Source organism: Arenibacter sp. P308M17 (genome assembly GCF_003426735.1).
In the GTDB taxonomy this organism is placed as follows: Bacteria; Bacteroidota; Bacteroidia; order Flavobacteriales; family Flavobacteriaceae; genus Arenibacter.
In genome coordinates this window covers 320480-343035 of the sequence record NZ_QVON01000006.1, presented here as the reverse complement: position 1 = coordinate 343035, position 22556 = coordinate 320480, and the positions used below count along the sequence as shown (strand labels likewise).

17 protein-coding genes and 1 other RNA gene are annotated in these 22556 nt (G+C 40.5%); 12 read left to right on the top strand and 6 right to left on the bottom strand.

The window, feature by feature from the left end; genetic code table 11:
* Positions 1-148 precede the first annotated feature (148 nt).
* On the bottom strand, positions 149-1948 hold the full coding sequence (typA, locus tag D0S24_RS15970) for a translational GTPase TypA (protein ID WP_117020816.1): 1800 nt from the start codon (positions 1946-1948) through the stop codon (positions 149-151).
* Positions 1949-2117: 169 nt separating this feature from the next.
* Between typA and kdsA the strand changes: the two genes are divergently transcribed.
* Together kdsA and D0S24_RS15960 are read left to right on the top strand one after the other, a co-directional pair.
* Positions 2118-2936, top strand: a complete 819-nt coding sequence (gene kdsA / locus D0S24_RS15965) for a 3-deoxy-8-phosphooctulonate synthase (protein ID WP_117020815.1) — start codon at positions 2118-2120, stop codon at positions 2934-2936.
* Between the two features lie 477 nt (positions 2937-3413).
* Positions 3414-5021, top strand: coding sequence for a sulfatase (locus D0S24_RS15960; RefSeq protein ID WP_117020814.1), 1608 nt, complete (start codon positions 3414-3416; stop codon positions 5019-5021).
* Positions 5022-5120: 99 nt separating this feature from the next.
* Here D0S24_RS15960 and D0S24_RS15955 read toward each other — a convergent pair whose 3' ends face one another.
* Together D0S24_RS15955 and D0S24_RS15950 are read right to left on the bottom strand one after the other, a co-directional pair.
* Positions 5121-5480 (bottom strand): DUF1801 domain-containing protein, encoded by a 360-nt coding sequence (locus D0S24_RS15955; RefSeq protein ID WP_117020813.1) that lies wholly within the window; start codon positions 5478-5480, stop codon positions 5121-5123.
* Positions 5481-5821: 341 nt separating this feature from the next.
* Entirely contained in the window at positions 5822-7042 is a 1221-nt protein-coding gene (locus D0S24_RS15950) for an NAD(P)-dependent oxidoreductase (RefSeq protein WP_117020812.1), read from the bottom strand.
* 495 nt (positions 7043-7537) lie between these two features.
* Between D0S24_RS15950 and ssrA the strand changes: the two genes are divergently transcribed.
* Together ssrA and D0S24_RS15935 are read left to right on the top strand one after the other, a co-directional pair.
* Positions 7538-7936, top strand: a transfer-messenger RNA (tmRNA) gene (ssrA, locus tag D0S24_RS15940).
* A gap of 237 nt (positions 7937-8173) precedes the next feature.
* Positions 8174-9394, top strand: a complete 1221-nt coding sequence (locus tag D0S24_RS15935; protein ID WP_117020810.1) for a site-specific integrase — start codon at positions 8174-8176, stop codon at positions 9392-9394.
* A gap of 121 nt (positions 9395-9515) precedes the next feature.
* On the opposite strand, the gene D0S24_RS15930 is transcribed toward D0S24_RS15935, so the two are convergent.
* Entirely contained in the window at positions 9516-9818 is a 303-nt protein-coding gene (locus tag D0S24_RS15930) for a type II toxin-antitoxin system RelE/ParE family toxin (protein ID WP_181938119.1), read from the bottom strand.
* The gene (locus tag D0S24_RS15925; RefSeq protein WP_117020808.1) at positions 9805-10056 is read right to left on the bottom strand and encodes a type II toxin-antitoxin system ParD family antitoxin; all 252 of its coding nucleotides are present in this window, start codon (positions 10054-10056) and stop codon (positions 9805-9807) included. Before D0S24_RS15925 ends, D0S24_RS15930 begins: the two co-directional genes overlap by 14 nt.
* A 2196-nt stretch (positions 10057-12252) precedes the next feature.
* Between D0S24_RS15925 and D0S24_RS15915 the strand changes: the two genes are divergently transcribed.
* From D0S24_RS15915 to D0S24_RS15875, 8 genes are all read left to right on the top strand, one after another.
* Positions 12253-12480 (top strand): helix-turn-helix domain-containing protein, encoded by a 228-nt coding sequence (locus D0S24_RS15915; protein ID WP_117020806.1) that lies wholly within the window; start codon positions 12253-12255, stop codon positions 12478-12480.
* A complete protein-coding gene (locus D0S24_RS15910; RefSeq protein WP_117020805.1) occupies positions 12477-12812 on the top strand; it encodes a HipA N-terminal domain-containing protein in 336 nt (111 codons plus the stop codon). Before D0S24_RS15915 ends, D0S24_RS15910 begins: the two co-directional genes overlap by 4 nt.
* Positions 12799-13779, top strand: a complete 981-nt coding sequence (locus tag D0S24_RS15905) for a HipA domain-containing protein (protein ID WP_309545103.1) — start codon at positions 12799-12801, stop codon at positions 13777-13779. The genes D0S24_RS15910 and D0S24_RS15905 overlap by 14 nt, the downstream gene beginning before the upstream one ends.
* A gap of 324 nt (positions 13780-14103) precedes the next feature.
* Entirely contained in the window at positions 14104-14289 is a 186-nt protein-coding gene (locus D0S24_RS15900) for an Arm DNA-binding domain-containing protein (protein ID WP_117020804.1), read from the top strand.
* Between the two features lie 245 nt (positions 14290-14534).
* The gene (locus tag D0S24_RS15890) at positions 14535-15161 is read left to right on the top strand and encodes a Crp/Fnr family transcriptional regulator (RefSeq protein WP_117020802.1); all 627 of its coding nucleotides are present in this window, start codon (positions 14535-14537) and stop codon (positions 15159-15161) included.
* Positions 15162-16001: 840 nt separating this feature from the next.
* A complete protein-coding gene (locus D0S24_RS15885; protein WP_117020801.1) occupies positions 16002-18233 on the top strand; it encodes a gliding motility-associated C-terminal domain-containing protein in 2232 nt (743 codons plus the stop codon).
* Positions 18234-18269: 36 nt separating this feature from the next.
* The gene (locus D0S24_RS15880) at positions 18270-19157 is read left to right on the top strand and encodes a type IX secretion system membrane protein PorP/SprF (RefSeq protein WP_117020800.1); all 888 of its coding nucleotides are present in this window, start codon (positions 18270-18272) and stop codon (positions 19155-19157) included.
* 511 nt (positions 19158-19668) lie between these two features.
* A complete protein-coding gene (locus tag D0S24_RS15875; RefSeq protein WP_117020799.1) occupies positions 19669-21201 on the top strand; it encodes a M81 family metallopeptidase in 1533 nt (510 codons plus the stop codon).
* 57 nt (positions 21202-21258) lie between these two features.
* Here D0S24_RS15875 and D0S24_RS15870 read toward each other — a convergent pair whose 3' ends face one another.
* Positions 21259-22497: an alkaline phosphatase family protein gene (locus tag D0S24_RS15870; protein WP_117020798.1), complete on the bottom strand. Its 1239-nt coding sequence runs from the start codon at positions 22495-22497 to the stop codon at positions 21259-21261.
* Positions 22498-22556 lie beyond the last annotated feature (59 nt).

Below are 22556 nucleotides of genomic sequence, written 5' to 3'. Positions count from 1 at the left end.
AATCCGAGAGATCAAAATAACCATTTTACCGGCTATTTCATGAAGCTTCCTTGGTTAAAATTGAATAAACAAAAAGCCACCTATAACGGTGGCCCATGGATTATATATGAATAGAACAAAAAAGCCCTTAAAAAAAGGGCCTTTCCATTTAAGCTATTTTATTACGCTTACGGTCATTTTCAGTTAAATAAATCTTTCTAAGACGCAAATGTTTCGGAGTAACCTCAACATACTCGTCTTTTTGGATGTATTCCAATGCCTCTTCCAAAGAAAACTTAATGGCAGGAACAATCTTGGCCTTGTCATCGGCTCCCGAGGAACGAACGTTCGACAATTTTTTGGTCTTGGTAATGTTGACCGTCATATCGTCTCCTCTGGAGTTTTCTCCAATTACCTGTCCCTCGTAGATATCCTCTCCCGGATCAACAAAGAACTTCCCTCTATCCTGTAATTTATCTATGGAGTAGGGAATGGACTTTCCTGTTTCCATAGATACCAAAGAACCATTTTGTCTTTGGGGAATATCCCCTTTCATAGGCTGGTATTCCAAGAAGCGATGCGCCATAATGGCCTCACCTGCGGTAGCCGTTAACAATTGGTTTCTTAGGCCTATAATCCCCCTTGATGGAATTAAGAATTGGCAGATCATACGGTTGCCCTTGGCCTCCATACTGGTCATTTCCCCTTTACGGATAGAAACCATTTCCACGGCCCTACCGGAAACTTCTTCCGGCAAATCTATGGTCAACTGCTCGATCGGCTCACATTTCACTCCATTGATCTCCTTGATGATTACCTGTGGCTGCCCAATTTGCAATTCGTAACCTTCCCTTCTCATAGTTTCGATCAAAACGGAAAGGTGCAGTACCCCACGTCCGAAAACTAAAAATTTATCGGCGCTATCGGTTTCATTGACCCTCAGTGCCAAATTCTTTTCCAATTCCCTTTTTAGGCGGTCATTGATATGTCTGGAAGTTACAAATTTGCCATCCCTTCCAAAAAATGGACTGTCATTAATGGTAAACAACATACTCATGGTTGGCTCATCAATGGCTATGGTTTTCAATTGCTCCGGGTTTTCAATATCGGCAACGGTATCGCCAATTTCAAAACCTTCAATGCCCACAAGGGCACAAATATCGCCCGTGGCTACTTCAGGAACCTTTAATCGGCCCATCCCTTCGAAAGTATATAGTTCCTTAATTTTAGATTTTACAATGGTACCATTTCTCTTAATCAAAGAAATTTGCTGTCCCTCCTTAAGGCTGCCCCTTTGCAATCTTCCTATAGCGATCCTGCCTGTAAAAGATGAAAAATCCAAAGAAGTAATCAACATCTGGGTATTCCCTTCCTTGGCCTTAAATGTAGGGATATGCTCTATAACCATATCCAAAAGTGGCTCAATGTTATCTGTTTGGTTTTTCCAATCATCGCTCATCCAGTTGTTTTTTGCAGAACCATAAACGGTAGGAAAATCCAATTGCCATTCTTCGGCACCCAGTTCGAACATAAGGTCAAAAACCTTCTCATGTACCTCTTCCGGAGTACAGTTTTCCTTGTCCACCTTATTGATCACCACACAGGGTTTTAGACCTAGATCTATTGCCTTCTGGAGTACAAAACGGGTTTGCGGCATAGGACCTTCAAAGGCATCTACCAACAAAAGTACGCCATCTGCCATGTTCAGTACACGCTCTACTTCACCTCCAAAATCTGCGTGGCCAGGGGTATCTATAATGTTGATCTTGGTACCTTTGTAAACAACGGAAACGTTCTTGGAGGTAATGGTAATACCCCTTTCACGTTCCAGATCGTTGTTGTCCAATATTAGGTCTCCAGTGTTCTGGTTATCCCTAAATAATTGGCAGTAATACATAATTTTATCTACCAAGGTGGTCTTACCGTGGTCAACGTGGGCTATAATAGCTATATTTTTTGTAACTCCCATAATATGATTTTAAACGCATCTAAGCACCCTAAATGCGGGCGCAAAGATACTCATTTTTTTTTCGCCAACTACAAAAGCTCGATTTTTCTTATCTTATTGATATTGAAGCAGTTTTGTAAAGTACAAATAACCCTCAAATTCCATTATCTTTGCACCAAAATCAGGCTCTATGAATCTAGAACTTATACCCCAGCTTAAACATACCAAAAGCAACAACTTTTTTCTTCTTTGTGGCCCCTGCGCCATTGAAGGGGAAGAAATGGCTATGCGCGTAGCGGAAAAGGTAGTTTCCATTACCGATAAACTCAATATTCCTTATGTTTTTAAGGGAAGTTTTAAAAAGGCCAACCGCAGTAGGGTGGATTCATTTACTGGTATTGGGGATGAAAAGGCCTTAAAAATTTTGAGAAAAGTATCCGAAACCTTTAAGATCCCTACCATAACGGATATACACGAAATTTCAGATGCCCACATGGCCGCCGAATATGTAGATGTATTGCAGATACCGGCTTTTTTGGTGCGCCAGACCGATCTAGTAGTGGCAGCGGCTGAAACCGGAAAAGTGGTGAATTTAAAAAAGGGGCAATTCATGAGCCCGGAAAGTATGAAGCATGCGGTACAAAAAGTGTTGGATTCCAACAATGGACAGGTAATGGTTACCGACCGGGGCACCATGTTCGGCTACCAGGATATGATTGTGGATTTCCGTGGTATTCCCACTATGAAGCAGTATGCACCGGTAGTTTTGGATGTAACCCATTCATTACAACAACCCAATCAGTCCTCAGGGGTTACCGGAGGGAGGCCGGATATGATAGAGACCATTGCCAGGGCAGGAATTGTCACCGGTGCGGATGGCATATTTATAGAGACCCATTTTGACCCTGCCAATGCCAAAAGTGACGGCGCCAATATGCTGCATTTGGATCATTTGGAAAAATTATTGACCAATTTAACGGCAATACGCAAAACGGTAAACTCCTTATAAATTTGGCTTCCAACTGTAAAAACAATGAACTACCTCTAGGTATAGTGTAGGAGGAATGAGAATCAAGACCGCTGCACTACAAGAACCAAGATACAAGTAAAAATAATCCATTACCGTGCATCGGAGACTATCTGTCAGCTACACCCGAGGCAAGGCCTATTGATTAAACATATTTTTTTGAATGCCGCCTTAAAGTGCGGCATTTTTGTTTCCAATTCGATATAAAGTGAAATAGTTTTTACCAATTGATTCAAACTTTTACGAATTGCTAAATAGCGGAAACCTCTTGTGCAAACCTGGCAATGCTATAATATAAAACCCTTAAAAAATCTATTGTGACCGAATGACTATCCCACGGCTCAAGGTATAGTAATAGCCGTATTCCAACGAGTGCCGAACCGATACAAATGGGCGGGCAGTTATTGAATTTTAATAACAAAACCCTATTTTTACTTTTAAGACCATAAATACCTTGTTATGAACCGCATATTCCCCTATCTCCTTTTTGGAGCCTATTTTTTATTATGTACCTCCTGTAAGCGGGAAACAAAAGAACCAGTTTTAAAAAAGCCGAATATTGTTTTCATCATGTCCGATGACCATGCCTACCAGGCCATTAGTGCCTATGATAACCGCCTGATCAACACCCCGAACATAGACAGGATTGCCAAGGAAGGAATGCGCTTTACCAATGCCAGTGTCACCAATTCCATTTGTGCCCCATCGCGCGCGGTTATACTGACAGGAAAGCATAGCCACATTAACGGCAAGATCGATAACCTCTCCCCTTTCGACACTACCAATGTTACCTTTCCGCAATTGTTACAAAAAGCAGGTTACCAGACCGCTATGTTCGGGAAACTCCATTTTGGCAACAATCCCAAAGGTTTTGATGAATTTAAGATCCTACCGGGACAGGGAGATTATTACAATCCCCGTTTCATTACGGCTAGCGGGGACACCACTATAACAGGTTATGTTACGGATATTACCACCGACCTCACCTTGGATTGGCTACAAAATCGGAGGGACGCCCAAAAACCCTTTATGTTGATGTATTTGCACAAGGCACCGCATAGGTCTTGGATGCCGGCCCCTAGACATTACAATGAATTTACAAAAAACACCTATCCTTTACCGGCTACTTTGTTCGACGATTATACTACACGCGAAACTACCGCAGGACCTGCCGAAATGAACATCCTAAAACACATGACCCTGCGCTATGACCTAAAGATTACCGACGCGGTACTGGAGGAATTAAATATAGAGGAACACTTGGGCATTGGAGGCCTAAACAAATTTAATCCCGAACAGAGAGCGGAATGGGACAAGGTATACGGCCCCATCAACGAGGCGTTTAAAAAGGAATACGGCAATATGAACGATTCTACCCTAATGGTCTGGAAATACCAAAGGTATATGCAGGATTATCTAGGGACCATTGCCGCAGTAGATGAAAATGTGGGGAGGGTCTTGGACTATTTGGATGATGAGGGACTTGCCGAAAATACTTTAGTGATATACACCTCGGACCAAGGTTTTTACCTGGGGGAGCACGGCTGGTTCGACAAACGTTTTATGTACAATGAATCCTTTAAAACTCCATTACTTATAAAATGGCCAAATGTTATAACCCCAGGCACCACAGAGGATGAGATGGTACAGAACCTGGATTTTGCCCAGACCTTTTTGGAAGTGGCCGGGGTAACAGCCCCCGAAGACATGCAAGGAAAAAGTCTAGTACCGTTGCTGAAAGGGGAAAAGGAAAAATGGGATAGGGATGCCGTGTATTACCACTATTACGAATATCCTGCGGAGCACGCGGTAAAACGCCATTATGGCATGGCCACCAAGGAATTTAAACTAATACACTTTTATTACGATGTTGATGTATGGGAACTCTATGATAGGGAAAAAGATCCCCAAGAACTGAACAATGTATTTAACGATCCCGATTATGCTCAAGTGGTAGCCGAATTGAAGGAGAAACTGGACGGACTAAGGAAAAAATATAAGGATTCCGATTCGTTGAGCAACCAATATATTCAACTTTACAAGGACAAGGGGCTTATTGGGGAATAATCAGGGAAGTTCAGTAGTCAGTAGCAAAAAAATAAAAAAAAGTGATTGGTCATAATTTCAAGCTTGGTTATTGTCATTACCAACGGTACAGCAAAGGCTCTATTTCCAAAACTTTTTATCCTTAACGCTATAGGCATCCTCCAAGACTTCCCTTAGAATAGCAACATCAATTTCTTCCAGGGATCTGTAACGAAGGGATCTCATCATTTTTCGCCCTTCCGTGTTCATTTGCTCCAGTTGGACCGTTAAATGGGCAGCGTTCCAGAAACCGAGATCTACGTAATCCTTGCTTTGATGTAAATAACAATACGGTCTTCCATTGAGGTAATAAAAAGGGAGTTTGTATTTATATTTCAGTTCCACCTCCGGTACAGTACCCTCAATAACCGTTTGCAAATACAATAGAATACTTTTAAAGGGTTCCGATTGATTAAGTATATATACTTCAGCTGGATTCATGATGGACTTAATTTACGTTTTACGATAGCCCCCCAGTATTTGAAATTCCGACAGGGGAAGCCAACATTCCAAAACTAAACTATGCAATGAAATTACATAAATTTTGGAAGGGAATGGAATTTCCTGAAAAGGACGGGATGATAAGTTGGCAGTAAGCAGTTGTCAAAAAAAAGTTTTCGCTGCTCACTGCAATTGCCTACTCCAATAAAAAGATTTCGACTCCGCTATTCAACCTCCATCAATACACACCCCTAACCTCCCGCAAAAAAGCGGGACAGGCTCTCTCAAGAGGGGAATTCAGTTCAAATTTCAACCTTGGAAATGAACTTTATCCCTGCCCACTACTTACTGCCTACTGCCCCTGGGCCGTCCACATAATCCTGCAGATAGGAATATCTTTTGGTCAGCTTCCCGTTCCTGGTCATTCTTGCGCGTTCCAAAACCCCGTCCGCATCTCCGTTAAAAAAGGCGGGGATTACATATTTTACAAAAGCATCGCTAAAACCTATACTGGCATCTCGGGGCAATTCACAGGGCAAATTATCAACGGCCATCACTGCAATGGCATTTGGATCCTTGAATTCGGTTTCGGTTTCTGTGCGGGGGTCATAGCCATAAATGGGATCTGCTATAGTACTGGACCTTATGGTCGTAGCAACGGGCCCATCTATATCACAGCTGATATCGGCGACCACTTTTATTCCAAATTTGGGATCTTTGGCATCCTCACGTGTAAATAAATAGGGGGCGCCATCACCATAGAAATGACCGGCTATATACAAATTGGTCACTTCTGCAAAACGAAAAAAATTGGATCTATACGATTCCGGGCTGGCAAAAAAGTCGGCCTTATTTCCTCTGGCGCCATCCTTACGTTTATTATAATCGGAAGCATCTATCTGACAATAAACGGGTTCTTTGAAAGTTTTTGTCAGATAATCGGACACCTTAACTTTTTTGATTTCCATGGCATCCAGCATTTCCCTGGCCCCATTTCCCACCCTTCCCCTCCCTGTAAGGAGAATTTTAATATTGGGCAATTTCACCTTTTTAAGTTCCGAAATCAAAGCCTGCCTATTGGCCAAGGTTTCCGCCTTTGGCAATCGGAACAAAGCGAACTTAAGTCCATACGCCCTTAAACCGTTATAGGCACCCACAATTCCGGCATACCTTCCAAATGCCACCAAGCGCTGCCCTTTGGAAGCTGTAATCACTTCATGATCATACAGTTCAATATTCTTTTCCAATACCGCCTTAAGCAAACTTCTATTGTAGGGCTGTTTTTTTATGGTGTGCGAAAAAAAGAAATATTTTTTATTGGGAACCAAGTAGGCTATAGGAACTTCCTTTACCCCAATAAGCACGTCGCAATTTTCCATTTCCCCAGTCACTTCCACCCCTTGTTCCCTATATTCCCCATCGGTAAAGATCCTAATAGGAGAAGGCTCTACCCTTATTTTGGCTTCCTTGAATTTGGCAAGGATCCGTACACAGGCATCCGGTGTTAGTACCACGCGCCGATCGGGCGGATTTTTCCGTTCCCTAATAATCCCAAATATCATATGTTTATATTTATAACTTAAAGTATCAATATGGTTATAAATATAACATATGACAGGATGGCAAGCAAAACTTTTTTTGGAATACTTTTTGGAGTACCTTTGGCGACCGCGTTAGGGATAGAGGCGGCATCTTTTTTGATTTTTTTGGACCTTGTCCGGAAAAAAATCAAAAAAATACAGCCGAAAGCCCGACCTTTTTTTGACACCTACAAGGTTTTGAACACCTTGCAGGAGAAAAAAAAGGGAACGCCCAAGAAAAGATAAGATTACTTAGTTCATTGAAAAAAAAGATGAGTGAACAAGATTCCGTTATGGACGGGGTTTGACCAGACTTAACCTAAAAAATATTAAATAGGGAGACAGGATAAAAACATTCCGGCATTGGCGGGATGCAACCTATCTACTTCCTATGGTTAGGCAGGTAGGAATAGAATATCCCGCCGATGGCGGGATTCAATTCGATTATGGCATGCAAAGCATGCCTATCTCATTGAAGGGGCCGACTGGTTTTGACAGCGAGACCAATTGGAATGTAAGCATGCCGAGCGCTGGGCTACAGCTCGTTAATCTCATTTTCCACACTTTTTAATTGGCGAAAATAATTACGCTCTTGCCGCTTAATCCGAATCATAGTAGGATTTAGCCTCGTTCCCGCAAGGCGGGAAAGCGAGATGTTTCTGGGAAGCCCTTGTTGACGGCGTCCCTTTCAGAAGCACCATCAAAGTCAACACAAGGGTAGTGAGGCTTCGGCACTATCACCAAAACTTAAGAGGATAAGTGTGTATTAGGCTGTTTCCGGTCAGCTGCACATCGAAAATCAATTGGAAACTAAGCATGTAGAAGGCATTGTAATTGCTTGTTTGGACGAGGGTTCGAATCCCTCCGGCTCCACTGAAATGATATCATTTCACACCAAAACCCTGTAATCAATTGATTTACAGGGTTTTTTTATTTTATTGGATATCATTTGATATCAAATGATATCCAATAAAAAGTCACCAAATCGACACCTGTTTTTAAAATTTAAAAGTGGTGTCGATATCCTTGTAAATATCTATTTTTTAGATAATTACAAAATTATTTGAATTCTTTTTTATACCTTTATTACGTATAAATCGACACCAAAAATCGATGAATTCATTTTCTACACTTTTTTATCTTAAAGATGAGCGTCGTGACAAAAACGGAAAAGCAGGCCTATACCTAAGAATTACAGTGGATGGGAGACGAACTTCAATTAGTCTGAACCGAAAAATTGATCCGTCCAAATGGGATTCCCGAATGAATAAATTGAAGGGCAAAGGCTATGAAGCAGAAGAACTGAATCGCTTTATGGCCACTATTAGGCATAAGGTCAATAAAATTCAACACGACTTAATTGAGGAAGGGCAGCCTTTTACCGTTCATGATGTTAAGGATAAATACTTGGGCAAAGATGCCAAGCTAAAAATGTTGATCCAACTCTTTGACGAACACAACCAACAAATGGAAAAACTGGTCGGAATTGAGTTTGCCCTGGGTACCTATAAAAGATACCACACTACCCGTAGCCATGTTGCGGAATACATCAAGAGCGAATATCGAAAAAACGATATTCCGGTACGGGATGTGGACTTAAAGTTCATTAAAGGCTTTGAGTACTTTTTAAAAGTAACCAAAGCTTGCAACCACAATTCCGCCCTCAAATATGTAAACAATTTTAAAAAGATTGTCCGGATCGCCGTTGGCAACGATTGGATTTCCAAAGATCCCTTCTACAACTACAAGGTGCAGTTTAAGATCGTGGAGCGTGAATTTCTTTCCAAAGAGGAGCTCCAAGCCCTTATCGACAAAGAAATTGAAGGGGACCGCCTCAATGTGGTGCGGGATATGTTCGTGCTGTGTTGCTTTACTGGCTTGGCCTATGTAGATATACAATCGTTGCGCCCAGATGAGATTTATGAAAATTCCGATGGCAGTCTTTACATCAAATCCAAACGCACCAAAACCGATACCGGTTTTACCATTCCCCTTTTGCCTACAGCAGTGGCCATCATTGAAAGGTATAAGGATCATCCCAAGGTAGTAAACAAAGATTGTGTGATCCCGGTATTGAGCAATCAGAAGTCCAACGCCTATCTTAAAGAAATTGCCGATCGATGCAATATCCACAAAAACCTAACTACCCATCTGGCACGACATACCTTTGCCACCACCGTCACCTTGACCAATGGGGTCCCCATTGAAACCGTGGGCAAAATGTTGGGGCATAAGAACCTGCGGACTACCCAGCATTATGCCAAAATAATTGATTCCAAGGTGGAAGAAGATATGAAGGTATTGAGGGAGAAGTTGGGGCAGTTTTCTACATAGACCACACAAGATACTTTTTACTAAAACTTCTTGGATCTCGGATGCCCCTGTAAGCTTAACTTAAATTTTTAAATTCACTTTACCGTTTACGTCCGTACCTAAATTATCCTTTTTTTAAACTTTACTTTAAGTGTTTTGGAAAGTCCATCTTACCGCCTAAGACCCTTACTATGAAAATACCTCTGGGGTCGATATAATAAAAAATAACATGTGATTTGTATCGATACCTCAAAAGCATTTGGTTCTTGACGGCAACATATCTCCTACCCATATCTGGATTATTTGCCAATTCCCTCAAAATATCCTTTAAGCCTTCTGCGTATTTCAAAGATTGACTTATCCCGAATTCCTTTATCGTGTATTTGGCAATTGACTTAATGTCACTACTTGCTTTGACACTAATGACATATCTATTCTCCGGCATTATGCTCATTTATGGCCTCCTCCCAAATACTATCTATAGTCGCATCAGATGGACCGCTCTCCATTCCATCGATGAGTGCTTCGTTCAAATCCACAATTCGCTTTCTTCGCTCCTGATCTTTACGAATAATATCTCTGACGTATTCGCTATCATTAGTATAAAAGCCTTGTTCGATCAAGCTTTTCACATATGCCTCTTGTTGTTCTGTAAATGTGATTGATTTTCTAATTACCGCCATAATGAACCAATATTATTAATAATGGTTCAATTTAAGAATATATTTTGAGGAAGACAACTATCCTTTATTTAAACTTTAGAGATGTTCCTCAAAATTCATTCTTCTGCCGAGTATCCTAACTGTTTAAGGTAAATGAATGCTATAGTGATGTATTGATCCATGGGTGAAAAAAAGGCTCTTTTGGAAAATAGGGAAAGAAGAATACGAAAATCTAAAGAAAAAAGACAGGGCAGTTTTAAAATAAACCCTCCAAATTTGAAGGGTCTATCTATGGATTTATCCTTTATACGCTGTCCTTATCAGCCGTTGCCGCTCCCATCGCCCCATAAGGTAAGCCGCGCCTTAACCGTATTATAAGGATCGTTGGAACAAAAATAACAAATTAATGATGAACAAAGAATTGCAAAGTTTGACTTGAAAGTTAATATGCTTTTCCATTCAATACCTCCACCTACGAACAACATTGGAAATACACTAACAAGAACACGTAATCCCATACAATACTTGGCTAAAAACCTACATACTTTAGACTTTCCATCCAAAGTATTTGAAATCAAAAACCCTAAAGGCAGAGCCTTGAGGCCGCACAGGGCAACAGGAATTCCAATAGGGTCTTTTTATAGAACAAAGATACTTGATTAAATAGATTAATGACGCCTAACTTAAAGTTTCTATCCTAAGTACAATTTGCTCTTATAACAGTACAGGAGGTGGCAAATAGCAACTAAATCGGCAGCTACATACTAATGCCTACTTTTCCTGACAAAGTTAAATCATATATCAATCATACGAATACGATGCATTATACCACAGTTTAAGCACTCTTAAAGACCAATAAAGAGAGCTAATTACTAACTAACAGAAAAAAATAAAATCCTAAAACCATGACCATGGGGGATAAAAGTACATCAGGAACTACGCTTTAGGCTTTTCAGAGATTATAAAAAACTAAAATATATGTTTTTGGCGGTTCTTTGCCTTTAATACTAATGAAGGTTTCAATCCCCAATTCTAAGTGGATAATGAATAAATCCACAAAAAGGCTCAAAACCATTCCTCTTAACTAAAATTGGGTCATATTCTTTCAATGTTTATTGGACCTCCCAAGGGATTTGACCCAATAGTAGCACAAATACAAAAACTACAATTGACATAAGTGCTTAAAAATAAGCATATTAAAATACGTAACACCGCCTTGGCGTGTTACCCTCTTGCTATACCCCCTTATTCACTCACAAAGGTTCGTTTCAAAACGTATACGCCAGGCGCACCAGACATTTCAGATTTGACCAATCGCAAAAACAATATTATTTTTCCCCCTGCCCCCCTACTAATTTTTCACTTTTTCGATGCAGACCCCTAATCGATTTGGGCTTATAGAGGATTTATAAAAGGAGCGAGGTACGAGCCCGGTTATGCAATCCGATTAAGACAAAATCGGTTCACTTTGGTATCGGGAAAAGGAGAATACAAACTGTGTTTTTATACAAATACCATTTGATGTTTTTTTGATAGATTTTGACATGCATGCCAACAACTTCCCCAATCAGGGACAACTAGTGGGACAACCCTTGGACAAGTTCTAAACTAGTGGTGGACTAGCGGTGGTACATAAATATAAACTATATAAAACATTATTAAACAAATTAAAACGTATATAAAGGGGGGACGTTTTTTCAAAAACGCCATAGCGCCCTATATTAAATTTTAATTCAAATCTTATACTTAAACATAGTCTTGTTTGGAATTTTAAGCATGATTCTAGCGTATTTTCCCTTCCGCAAATAGTAGCGGTTATTTCCTCTTTATTTAATTCAATAGAGCGCTTTAAAATAGTAATTATTTGATTAGCAATAACTTAATTGCATTTAAAGTTATTTGATATCATTTGTTAGCTTTTAAAATTCCTTTAAAAATTGCGCTTTTGAAAAAAAAAAAACCAAATCAAGTCGGATACTAAAGCGGGCTTAAGCCGTTTTCTATTTTAAATCTACTTGTGTCCAAGACTTTTCTACGACGCGCTTTGACCGGAACCTAAAAGAGGTCAAAGCACACAGTTTAGTTTTATAAAGAACGTCTATATGAAGCATGTCACTAATATATGCAAAAGCGTATAATTATTTATAAAACATCCATTTTATATGTTTTTACGTATATTTATGTATATTTACTTTATTTTATATCTAAAAGCATATAATGAAAGAACTATCCGAATTTGTCAAAGCAAGGCGGAAAGAGGTAAACCTTACCCAAAAAGAGTTTGCCGAACGCGCAGGTGTAGCCCTGACCGTTGTACGCAAAATTGAACAGGGAAAAACCAACCTGAATATGGACAAGGTCAATCTGATACTAAGTATGTTTGGCCACACCCTGGCAGCAGTCAGCACCAAGGAATTTAAGGGTAAAAACAATACCGCCCCATGAGAAAAGCAACTATATTATATGACGATATTAAGGCCGGACAACTAACCGAAACCAATGAAGGTGATTATGTCTTCCAATACAACACCGACTATATTAAGAACTATCCAGAACAGTTTATAACCTTCTCCATGCCCGTAAGAAAAGAAGCCTACACAGAAAATAGGTTGTTTCCGTTTTTCGAAGGTCTTATTCCAGAGGGTTGGCTCTTAAACATCGCCGCCAAAAACTGGAAGCTGAACCCAAATGATCGGATGGGACTATTATTGGCCTGTTGCCAGAATTGTATTGGTGCAGTTAGTGTACAACCCATAATGACCAATGATGAAGCATAAGTGTTTATACTGTTATAACGATTTGAAAGGAGAGAAGGATTTTCATGAGTTCTGTAGTCTGGCTTTTTTTGGAACCAAAGAACCTCCTAAATTAGAATATTCGTTGGAACAGATGTCCGAATTGGCGAAGAACATTGTGGAACGAAGTGTCTCCGTCCCAGGGGTACAGCCCAAGTTGTCCATGTCATTGATCAACGAGGTTAAGGATGCCGGTAATTTTAGACTAACAGTTGTTGGTGCCCTAGGTGGTAATTACATTTTTAAACCCCCATCGACAGATTATCCCGAAATGCCACAAAACGAGCATGTAACTATGCGAATTGCCGAATCCTTTGGCATACGGACCGTACCTTCAAGTTTGATCCGATTAAAGTCGGGTGAATTGTCCTATATCACCAAACGCATTGATAGAACCGATGATAATAAGAAAATACATATGATCGATATGTTCCAAATAACGGAGGCCTTTGATAAATACAAAAGCTCTATGGAGAAAATTGGGAAAGCTTTGGATTCATATTCGGACAACACCCTATTGGATAAGATCTTCTTTTTCGAATTGGCCCTATTTAGTTTCCTCTCAGGGAACAATGATATGCATTTAAAAAATTTCTCCATGATCAAGTCAACCCCTGGTTGGTTATTGGCACCGGCCTATGATTTACTGAATGTATCTATTTTGAATCCCAATGACAAAGAAGAGTTGGCCCTTACCTTGGAAGGAAAGAAAAGTAAGTTAAAACGGGGTCATTTTGAATCATTGGGACAAGGTTTAGGGTTAAACGACAGGCAAATCCAACGTGTATTCAATCGTTTTTACAAAAAGAAGGACGATGCAATGAAATGGGTAAATAATTCTTTTTTATCCAATGAAATGAAGGAAAAATATAAAAGGCTATTAAACGAACGCTATTCGAGAATTTTTGATGAAAAATCAACTAGTGAAAAAATAAAATTGTCAGAGTAATCCCCAAAAGTCACCTATTCGGTGAGCATAAAAACCCGACTCTCTTAAAACCCCTATATACAGGGCATTCCAGCCGTAGGTTCTGGTCCCTCCGGCTCCACTGAAATGATATCATTTCACACCAAAACCCTGTAATCATATGATTACAGGGTTTTTTATTTTATTTAATATCGTTTGATATCAAGTAAAAAGTCACCTATTCGGTGAGTATATTTTAAACCAAAAACACTTACCGATTTCCTTGTAATTAACTGATAATATGTTAATTATAAAAATGGTATTTTTATTTTTGTGCCTTTGTTTTTATTAAAAAGGACACCAAAAATGAACCATTCTTTTTCACAGCAATTATACTTAAAAGGAAAACATTGCGAAAAAGACGTGAAAGTCCCGATATACTTATGTTTGACGGTAAATGGCCAACGAAGTGAATTAAGTATTTCACGCAAAGTGGATCCTGAAAAGTGGAGTGCACGGACGGGGAAAATGAAGCTCTCTTCCGAACATTAAATTATCCTTTCCCGATCGACATTTAATTTTGTTAATCCAGTCAGCAAGGTTATCGGCGATAAACGTAGTTTTCTCCTTGCTTTAGGCAACGTCCTGAATATGACAATTTTTCCAGATTCATTATTCCAATTTGAATATTTGACTTCAATTGGTGCCGACATTTTGTTAAAAACGTAAAAACCAATACATCGTGCCCCAAGACCAACTTTTTTGTTATTTTTACCATTCAACCACTATTTATTAAAATGTCTCCTCTAAGTAAAATTCATAAAAACCTATTTATATTAATTTATCTAAATGAAATTGTCCCACTTTCCTCTGAATTAAAGTCGTTCTTGGCCAACAAAATAAAAAGATCAGTCTTCGCAAAAAATGAACTCATTCATAAAGAGGGTGAAATTTGTAATAAACTATATGTCATAAAAAAAGGATTGGTCAGGGGATATTTCGTTAGTGATAAGGTTGATGTCACTACCTGGATCAGTTTTGACAGTGAAATTTTCACCTCGATTACGGGATTTTTTAAAAATGAGCCCGCCAGGGAAAACATCCAATGTCTAGAAGACACGCATTGTGAATATTTGGAATATCAGGATTTTCAATATTGTTTAAGGAACTTTCCCGAAATGCGGGAAATAAACCGGATCATGATGGTTGAATATTACATACATGCAGAGAATAGGGCCTTTATGACCAGAATTCCCAGTGCTGACAAACGTTTAAGCTATTTTTTAAGAAATACTGACCCAAAAATGAGCGAAAGAATCCCCAAAAAATATTTGGCTTCCTTCCTTACCATGCGTCCCGAAACACTTTCCAGAATATTCAACGAACATGCCAAAGAACTTAAATCCAATATTGAGCAAAATTAAACTACTTTAAAATCACATAACTTTCGGCTAAGGAAGACAAGTGTTTTGAAACGGAATCATATTCCTGGACAAACAGTATTCCTGTAAAGGAATTGTCCACAATCAAACTTCTTATTTCATTACCTTGCCATTGTTAATTGATTATGGCCTATTGCAAAAATATTTTCAATAGCGGCCCACAATATTCCAATTTGTACATTCGTACATCGGCCCTATTATACTGTAATCCTATTTTTACAACTCATTCCTTTGTCAACTCCCTTATAAAGGCAGTAAAATGGGCGATTCAACGCCTAGCCCACTGATTTTTATTATCAATTACCGCTCTCAATTTTTGTAGGATAATCAATAAAATGATCGATAAAAAGCATTTATATTGGTTCATTTACCTAAAAATGTAGGAATGTCTTGATATATATCAAGCCGGTTGAAGATTGTAAGTACTAGACATATTCTTGGTCCGTTATCCTGAAAAACAAAAATTCATATGACGAAAAATACTACAGTAATGAAATGGCACAAACCAACATTTTTAAAGACAAATAACCAGTCACATACCCACAAACCTATTTTATGAAAAAAATATCTTTACTATTACTGATGACATCCTGTTGAGGGTATCTTAGTGCATTTGGCCAAGTAACCTGTACAACCGAAAAAGGTTATAGTGATTTTCCTTTTACAGAAAATGGATTAACAGTAACTGCCTCAGGAACTGGTGGATATACCAACTATAGTGGCTCATATACCAGTTGCGGATTAACAACAAAAGCAAGTAGTGTCTATATTGGTCAATCTGCAAGCACATTCACCAATACCTTTTCATCCCCTGTTAATGATATGGTATATAATGTACTAGGAGCCAACAGTGGAGAAATAGTTACAATTACTACTGATACTGGAGGAACCCTGACAATCACTTATGAAGACGGCAGTTGTTCTGCCAATACTTTTATCAATAACAATGTAATTACTTTTAACTCAATTGGAGGAGGTAGATTAAAAATTCATTCATCCAACAATTTCTCCACTATTTCATTTTCTCACAATGGTGATGGAAGTGGTTTATTAATGACCATGTGCTTTGATGCGGTTTTAGCCTCATTGGGACCAACGGTTACAACTACAGCAATGTCTGCCATTACATCATTAGCAGCTATGAGTGGAGGTAATATAACTGATGATGGTGGCGAGGAAATCACGGAAAGGGGTGTTTGCTGGAACACAACTGGAACTCCAACAATAGCAGATTCAAAAACTTCCAATGGTACGGGAACGGGATCGTACAGTAGCAATATATCCGGTTTAACAGCAGGTACCACCTATTATTTACGTGCTTACGCCACTACCTCAGTAGGAACAGGTTATGGCGATGAAGTGTCTTTTACGACTACATCCAACGATACACCTTCAGGTTCAACCATGGCAAACCAGTCCGAATGTATTAACGGGTCGGTTTCAGGACTTTCACTAACGATTACGGATACCTTTCCGGGGGACAATACCTTTACGGTTACCGCAGCTTCTTCAAATACAAGCATAGTTGCGAATGCGGACATTATCATTACTGGAAGTGGCAATACCCGTTCAATTGCCATAACACCGGTAGTGGATGCGGCAGGAACAAGCACCATTACGGTTTCGATTGAGGATAGTTTGGGGGAAATAGGGACACAGACCTTTGATGTAACCTTTAATGATCTTATTCCGCCTACATTGACTGCCGTAGCAGATACAGAGGAAGATCTGGATGCCAACTGTAATTTTACCCTTCCTGATTATACCGGCCTAACAACGGCCATGGACAATTGTGGCTCAGCGTCAGTTACCCAATCGCCAATGGCGGGTACCGTAATTAGCGGACACGGAACAGTGCAGATCATTACGCTTACTGCCGACGATGGAAACGGAAATACCGATAGTACTACTTTTGAGGTTACATTGAAGGACGTAACGGCCCCCACATTGACTGCCGTAACTGATAAGGAGGAAGATCTGGACGCCTATTGTAATTTTACCATCCCGGATTATACGGGCCTAACAACGGCTGTGGATAATTGTGGTACAGTTACAGTCTCCCAATCGCCAATGGCGGGTACCGTAATTAGCGGACACGGAACAGTGCAGATCATTACGCTTACTGCCGACGATGGGAACGGAAATACCGATAGCACCACTTTTGAGGTAACGTTGGTGAACCTAACGGCTCCAACAATAGTAGTACAGAATGTTGTAAAGCCACTAAATGAAACAGGTTCGGCCAGCATCACAGCGGAAGAGTTTATAGTGGAGGGTTATGACAGTTGCAGTATGGCAAGCATTGGTATTGACCGTACAGATTTTGACTGTGCCGATTTAGGGGATTACACCATTACCATAACGGCAACGGACGCCAGTGGCAATACTACAACAGAAACAGCGATCCTTACCTTGACCGGAGAGGATACGGATGGGGATTTAATAGCCAATTCCTGTGATACCGACGATGATAACGATGGTACTCTTGATGAGGAGGATGCCTTCCCATTGGATGGGACCGAAGATACCGACACGGATGGAGACGGCATAGGCAATAATTCCGATACCGACGATGATAACGATGGTACTCTTGATGAGGAGGATGCCTTCCCATTGGATGGGACCGAAGATACCGACACGGATGGAGACGGCATAGGCAATAATTCCGATACCGATGATGACAACGATGGGGATTCGGATGAGGAGGAGCTGGCAAACAATACGGATCCGTTGGACGATACGAGCTTTTTTGTTCCAGGGGGAGAAGAGACACCAGTGACACCAATTTTGGTACCTGCCCAGGCCTTTACACCCAATGGGGACGGAATAAATGATAACTGGATAATACCAGGAGTAGAGAATTATTCCAATGCACTTATAAAGGTCTATAACCGATGGGGACATGAGGTATTTGCAAGCAAAGGCTATAGAAACGATTGGAACGCCACCTATAAGTCCAACAGCAACAAATTGCCTGCCGGATCCTATATGTATACCATAGATCTGGCCAATGGTACCGCACCAATTCAGGGATGGCTGTTCATCAATTATTAAGACCGATCGTTAACCAATTAAAAAATCAAAATCAAAATGAAATTTAAAATAATATATTTCGTCCTAATCGCTTTTTTGGCCATAGGTGCATTATCGGCCCAGCAGGACCCTAATTTCACATTTTACAGATATAATATGAACCTTATTAACCCCGCTTACGCGGGGTCTAACGAGGGGACCGATATTGGGGTGGGAATAAGGAGCCAATGGGCCAGTGTAGAAGGTAGCCCGGAAACCCAGACCGTTTTCTTCGGAACCCCCGTCGGGAAAAATCTTGGCCTTGGAATCTCTGTCATAAATGATAGGACGTTCATAGAAAACCAGACTTCGATAACGCTGGATTTTTCTTATCAACTGCAATTAAATGCAAATACGCTACTATTTTTGGGAGTAAAAGCAGGATTGAACTCCTATAAGGTAAACACGGACGGACTGATTACCTATAGTATACAGGCAGATCCAAGTTTAATGGATGTTGATGGCGGTTTTTCACCCAATGTCGGAGCCGGGGCCTACCTAAAAGGAAAATCCTACTTCGCCTCCCTGTCCGTTCCCAAAATTCTTACCCCAAATCGTTTGGACAATGACAACGGAATTGCAAAGCAAGGAGAAGATAGGATACATATCTATGCGTCGGCCGGTTACGACATACCTTTGAACGGCAACATTACTTTTAAGCCTGCCATACTGGCCCGATATGTAGATGCATCGCCCCTTTCAATGGACTTTACCGCAGCCTTTATGTTGGGAGAGAGATTTGAACCCGGTGTGGCATATCGGTTGAATGAAGGCTTTGGTGGTTTCTTTATTTTTAAGGCCAGTAAAAGGCTTCATTTGGGATATGCCTATGAAGCCGCCACACAGTCTACCATTAACAACATAAGCAATGGAAGCCACGAAATACTTTTAAAATTAAATTTATAAGAACCAATAACGTATTTTTTAAAAAATTAAAAAAGGTGGGGTCCCGGAAATTGGGTATCCCACCTTTTATATTAAAGTGTTTTAAACTTTTGGGATGGTAGCTGTGACCCGCCCGATCCGGTAAGGATAGGAATTAGCGATTTTGTTTGCAGTTGAAGGCTCTTGAATCACTGAAACTTTCGGGATCCTATCAAGGCTACGGAAGAAAACCCTATCTGCAAAGATTCTTAGAAAGGAAGAAAATTCCTTGGCAAACTATATTGGGCAAACCAATGGGCAACAATCAAACTTCTTATTTCAATACCTTACAATTGATAATTGTTTATTGTTAACTGTTTGCGGAACATCGAACATTGTTTCCTTTTATTCAAAAAACTCCTCATTAAATTCTTATATTGGGTTGCAATAATGGAGTTTTCCTAGGAAAACACTTCCCTTTCACTATTTGAAACCTAAAACAAGATAAAAATTGAAACCACTTTACAATTGCTATATCCTTCTCCTGATCCTAATGGCTTCATGCCAACAATGCAAAAACCAAAAAGAAACCAAAGAACTGCCTAAAATTGCCATTGCAGGGCTTGGAATAGAAAGCAGCACCTTTTCACCCGCCCTGACGCACGAAGAAGCGTTTCATGCCAAAGTAGGGGATTCCATATTTACAAAATACCCATTTCTACAAATAGATTCCCTAAATAGAAATAGGGCACAATGGGTACCTGCCTTAGTTGGAAAATCATTGCCGGGAGGTACGGTCACTCGGGAAGCCTACGAATCCTTGGTAACAAAAACCTTAAAATTATTAGAGGAAAATGGTCCCTATGACGGACTTTTCTTTGATATACATGGGGCAATGAGCGTGGTAGGACTGGATGACCCTGAGGGCGACTTCATAGAACGAATTAGGGGAGTTATCGGGACCGAGGTACTTATATCCACCTCTATGGACCTTCACGGAAACGTGTCCGAAAAATTGGCAAAACATACCGATTTAATCACCTGTTATAGAATGGCGCCCCACGAAGATGCCATCCAATCCAAAAAAAGGGCAGTAACCAATCTTCTGGACCGACTTGAAAATGGCAAGGGCAAACCCAAATACAAGGCATGGATTCCTGTACCCATATTATTGCCCGGCGAGAAAACAAGCACCCGAATAGAACCGGGCAAAAGCCTATACGCCAAAGTCCCTGGGATAGCCAATGAAGAAGGAATTATCGATGCCGCTATCTGGATCGGATATGCATGGGCAGATGAACCTCGAAACCATGCCGTAGTTATGGTTACAGGCGATGATAGGGCAAAAGTTGAAAAAGGGGCCGAAACCTTGGCGCAAAGCTTTTGGGACGTGAGAAATCAATTTGAATTTGTGGCCCCGACCACTTCCTTGAACGAAAGTTTAAAAATGGCCCTGGCCAGTACAAAGCGTCCGTTCATGATTAGTGATATGGGAGATAACCCCACTGCCGGTGGTTCAGGAGACGTAACCTGGACCTTACAGCAACTTTTGGCCAGACCTGAATTTAAATCGGACAAAGGTCCTTCCCTAATCTATGCCTCCATTCCTGGCCCTGAATTTGTTGAAAAGGCCCTTGAAATAGGTGTTGGCGGAAAAATCAAGGCTACGGCCGGTGCCGCAGTGGACGACCGATTTGCCGGTCCTTTGGAACTGGAGGGAACCATTACGGCCATCAAGTCCGGTGATGTAAACGCAGAACTGGAGGTAGTGGTCAAGATAAGCGGTATACAGGTAATAGTTACCAAAAAAAGAAAGCCTTACCATTATTTAAGCGACTTCACAAACTTAGGTCTAAAACCAATGAAAACGGACATCATTGTAGTCAAGATTGGTTACCTGGTCCCGGAACTGTACGATTTGCGCGGCGATTGGGTTATGGCATTGACCCCCGGTGGTGTTGATCAAGATCTTAATAGATTGGGGTATAAACGTATTAAAAGACCTATGTTTCCGTTGGACAGTACCATGGCAAAACCGGATCTGAAGGCCCATTTTATACCGGCTTCAAATTCAAGCGACCAATAATGGTATATAGGCGCAAGCGCCACGCTTGTGCCCAAAAAAATTGATCCTAAAGCCCCATTATTCCTTAATTGCCCAAGTGTTTAGGGTATTGTGTTTCCCCTCTAGGATAATCTTGTAAAAACCGGAAGGGTAATCGGATAGGTCGATAACGGCTTTTTGCAATTTGGTTTTCACCTTTTTAACCAACAAATATTTATCCTCGCCGCCCTTTGCAAAATTATTGGTAAGGGAAACCCAAATTTTAAGACTTCCGTTTCTTTCAAATGCCTCCCAGGTAATTTGGACCTTATTGCCCGCAAGAGTGCCTTTGACATTGGCAATGGAGATAGGACCTGTAAGGGGAGCTCCATCCAATTCCCATAATTGTTCCCTTAGGGGGCGGATATCAAAGCTTCGCAATATGGTGGGCATAATATCTACGATCCCGGGTTCATTATTATAAAAATAAGGGTTCAATCCCTTGGCATTGGTTACGATCCAGGTAAGACGTTCCCTCTCGCTTTGCCCACCGTGTCCTTTCCCTGTTTCCGTGCTTCTTCCATGGTCCGTGGTGATAAAGATTTGCCAAATTTCATTGAAATGTGCTTCCCTGTATTGAATGGATTCCCACAATTGTCCCATTTGCTTATCCATAATTTTTACAGCATTATAAAATTGCTCGCTATCCCCGTATTTATGGCCCATGTCATCCGTAAATTCCAAATATACCCAAGAAAGGTCGGGGCCTTTTTCACTGATATATCCGGAAGCCTCTTGAACAACATGTTCATCTATTTTATTGATAAACAAGCGATCATCATCATGGGGAAAATTAATGGTGTCGTTTTCAAAACCATCAAAGTGATAGTCGAGCTTAATATTTCCCGTCTGGGAAAGCCCTTCCCCAATTAATTTGGTGCGATTGTCCTCCCATGTGGAGAATACGGCCGTTTTCAACTCGGGACGATATTGCTTGGCCATCCTATAAATGGTCCAATAGTTATAATTGGGATCTTTGATCCCGTTCCCCCAGACATTGTGTTTATTGGCCCAAGTTCCTGTAAGCAGACTGTTGTATCCTACGGCCGATATGGTAGGCGTTTGTGAATATCCGTCCGCCTCTCCCCCAACATAGGCACGGGTATATCCCCCAACTCCTGAAATGGCATCCAAATAGGGCGTAGGAATCTTTTCAATAACATCGGCGGATATTCCATCCACTATTACAAAAAGAACTTTTGGCAAGGCCTTTGTTTGGCCATGGCCCACCAATCCAAAACAGACCAATATTATTATATGCTGTACTATTTTAATCATCTCTTGTTAATAACTGAATTAAATTAAAACTATTTTTTCAAAATTTTCGTGTAATCACA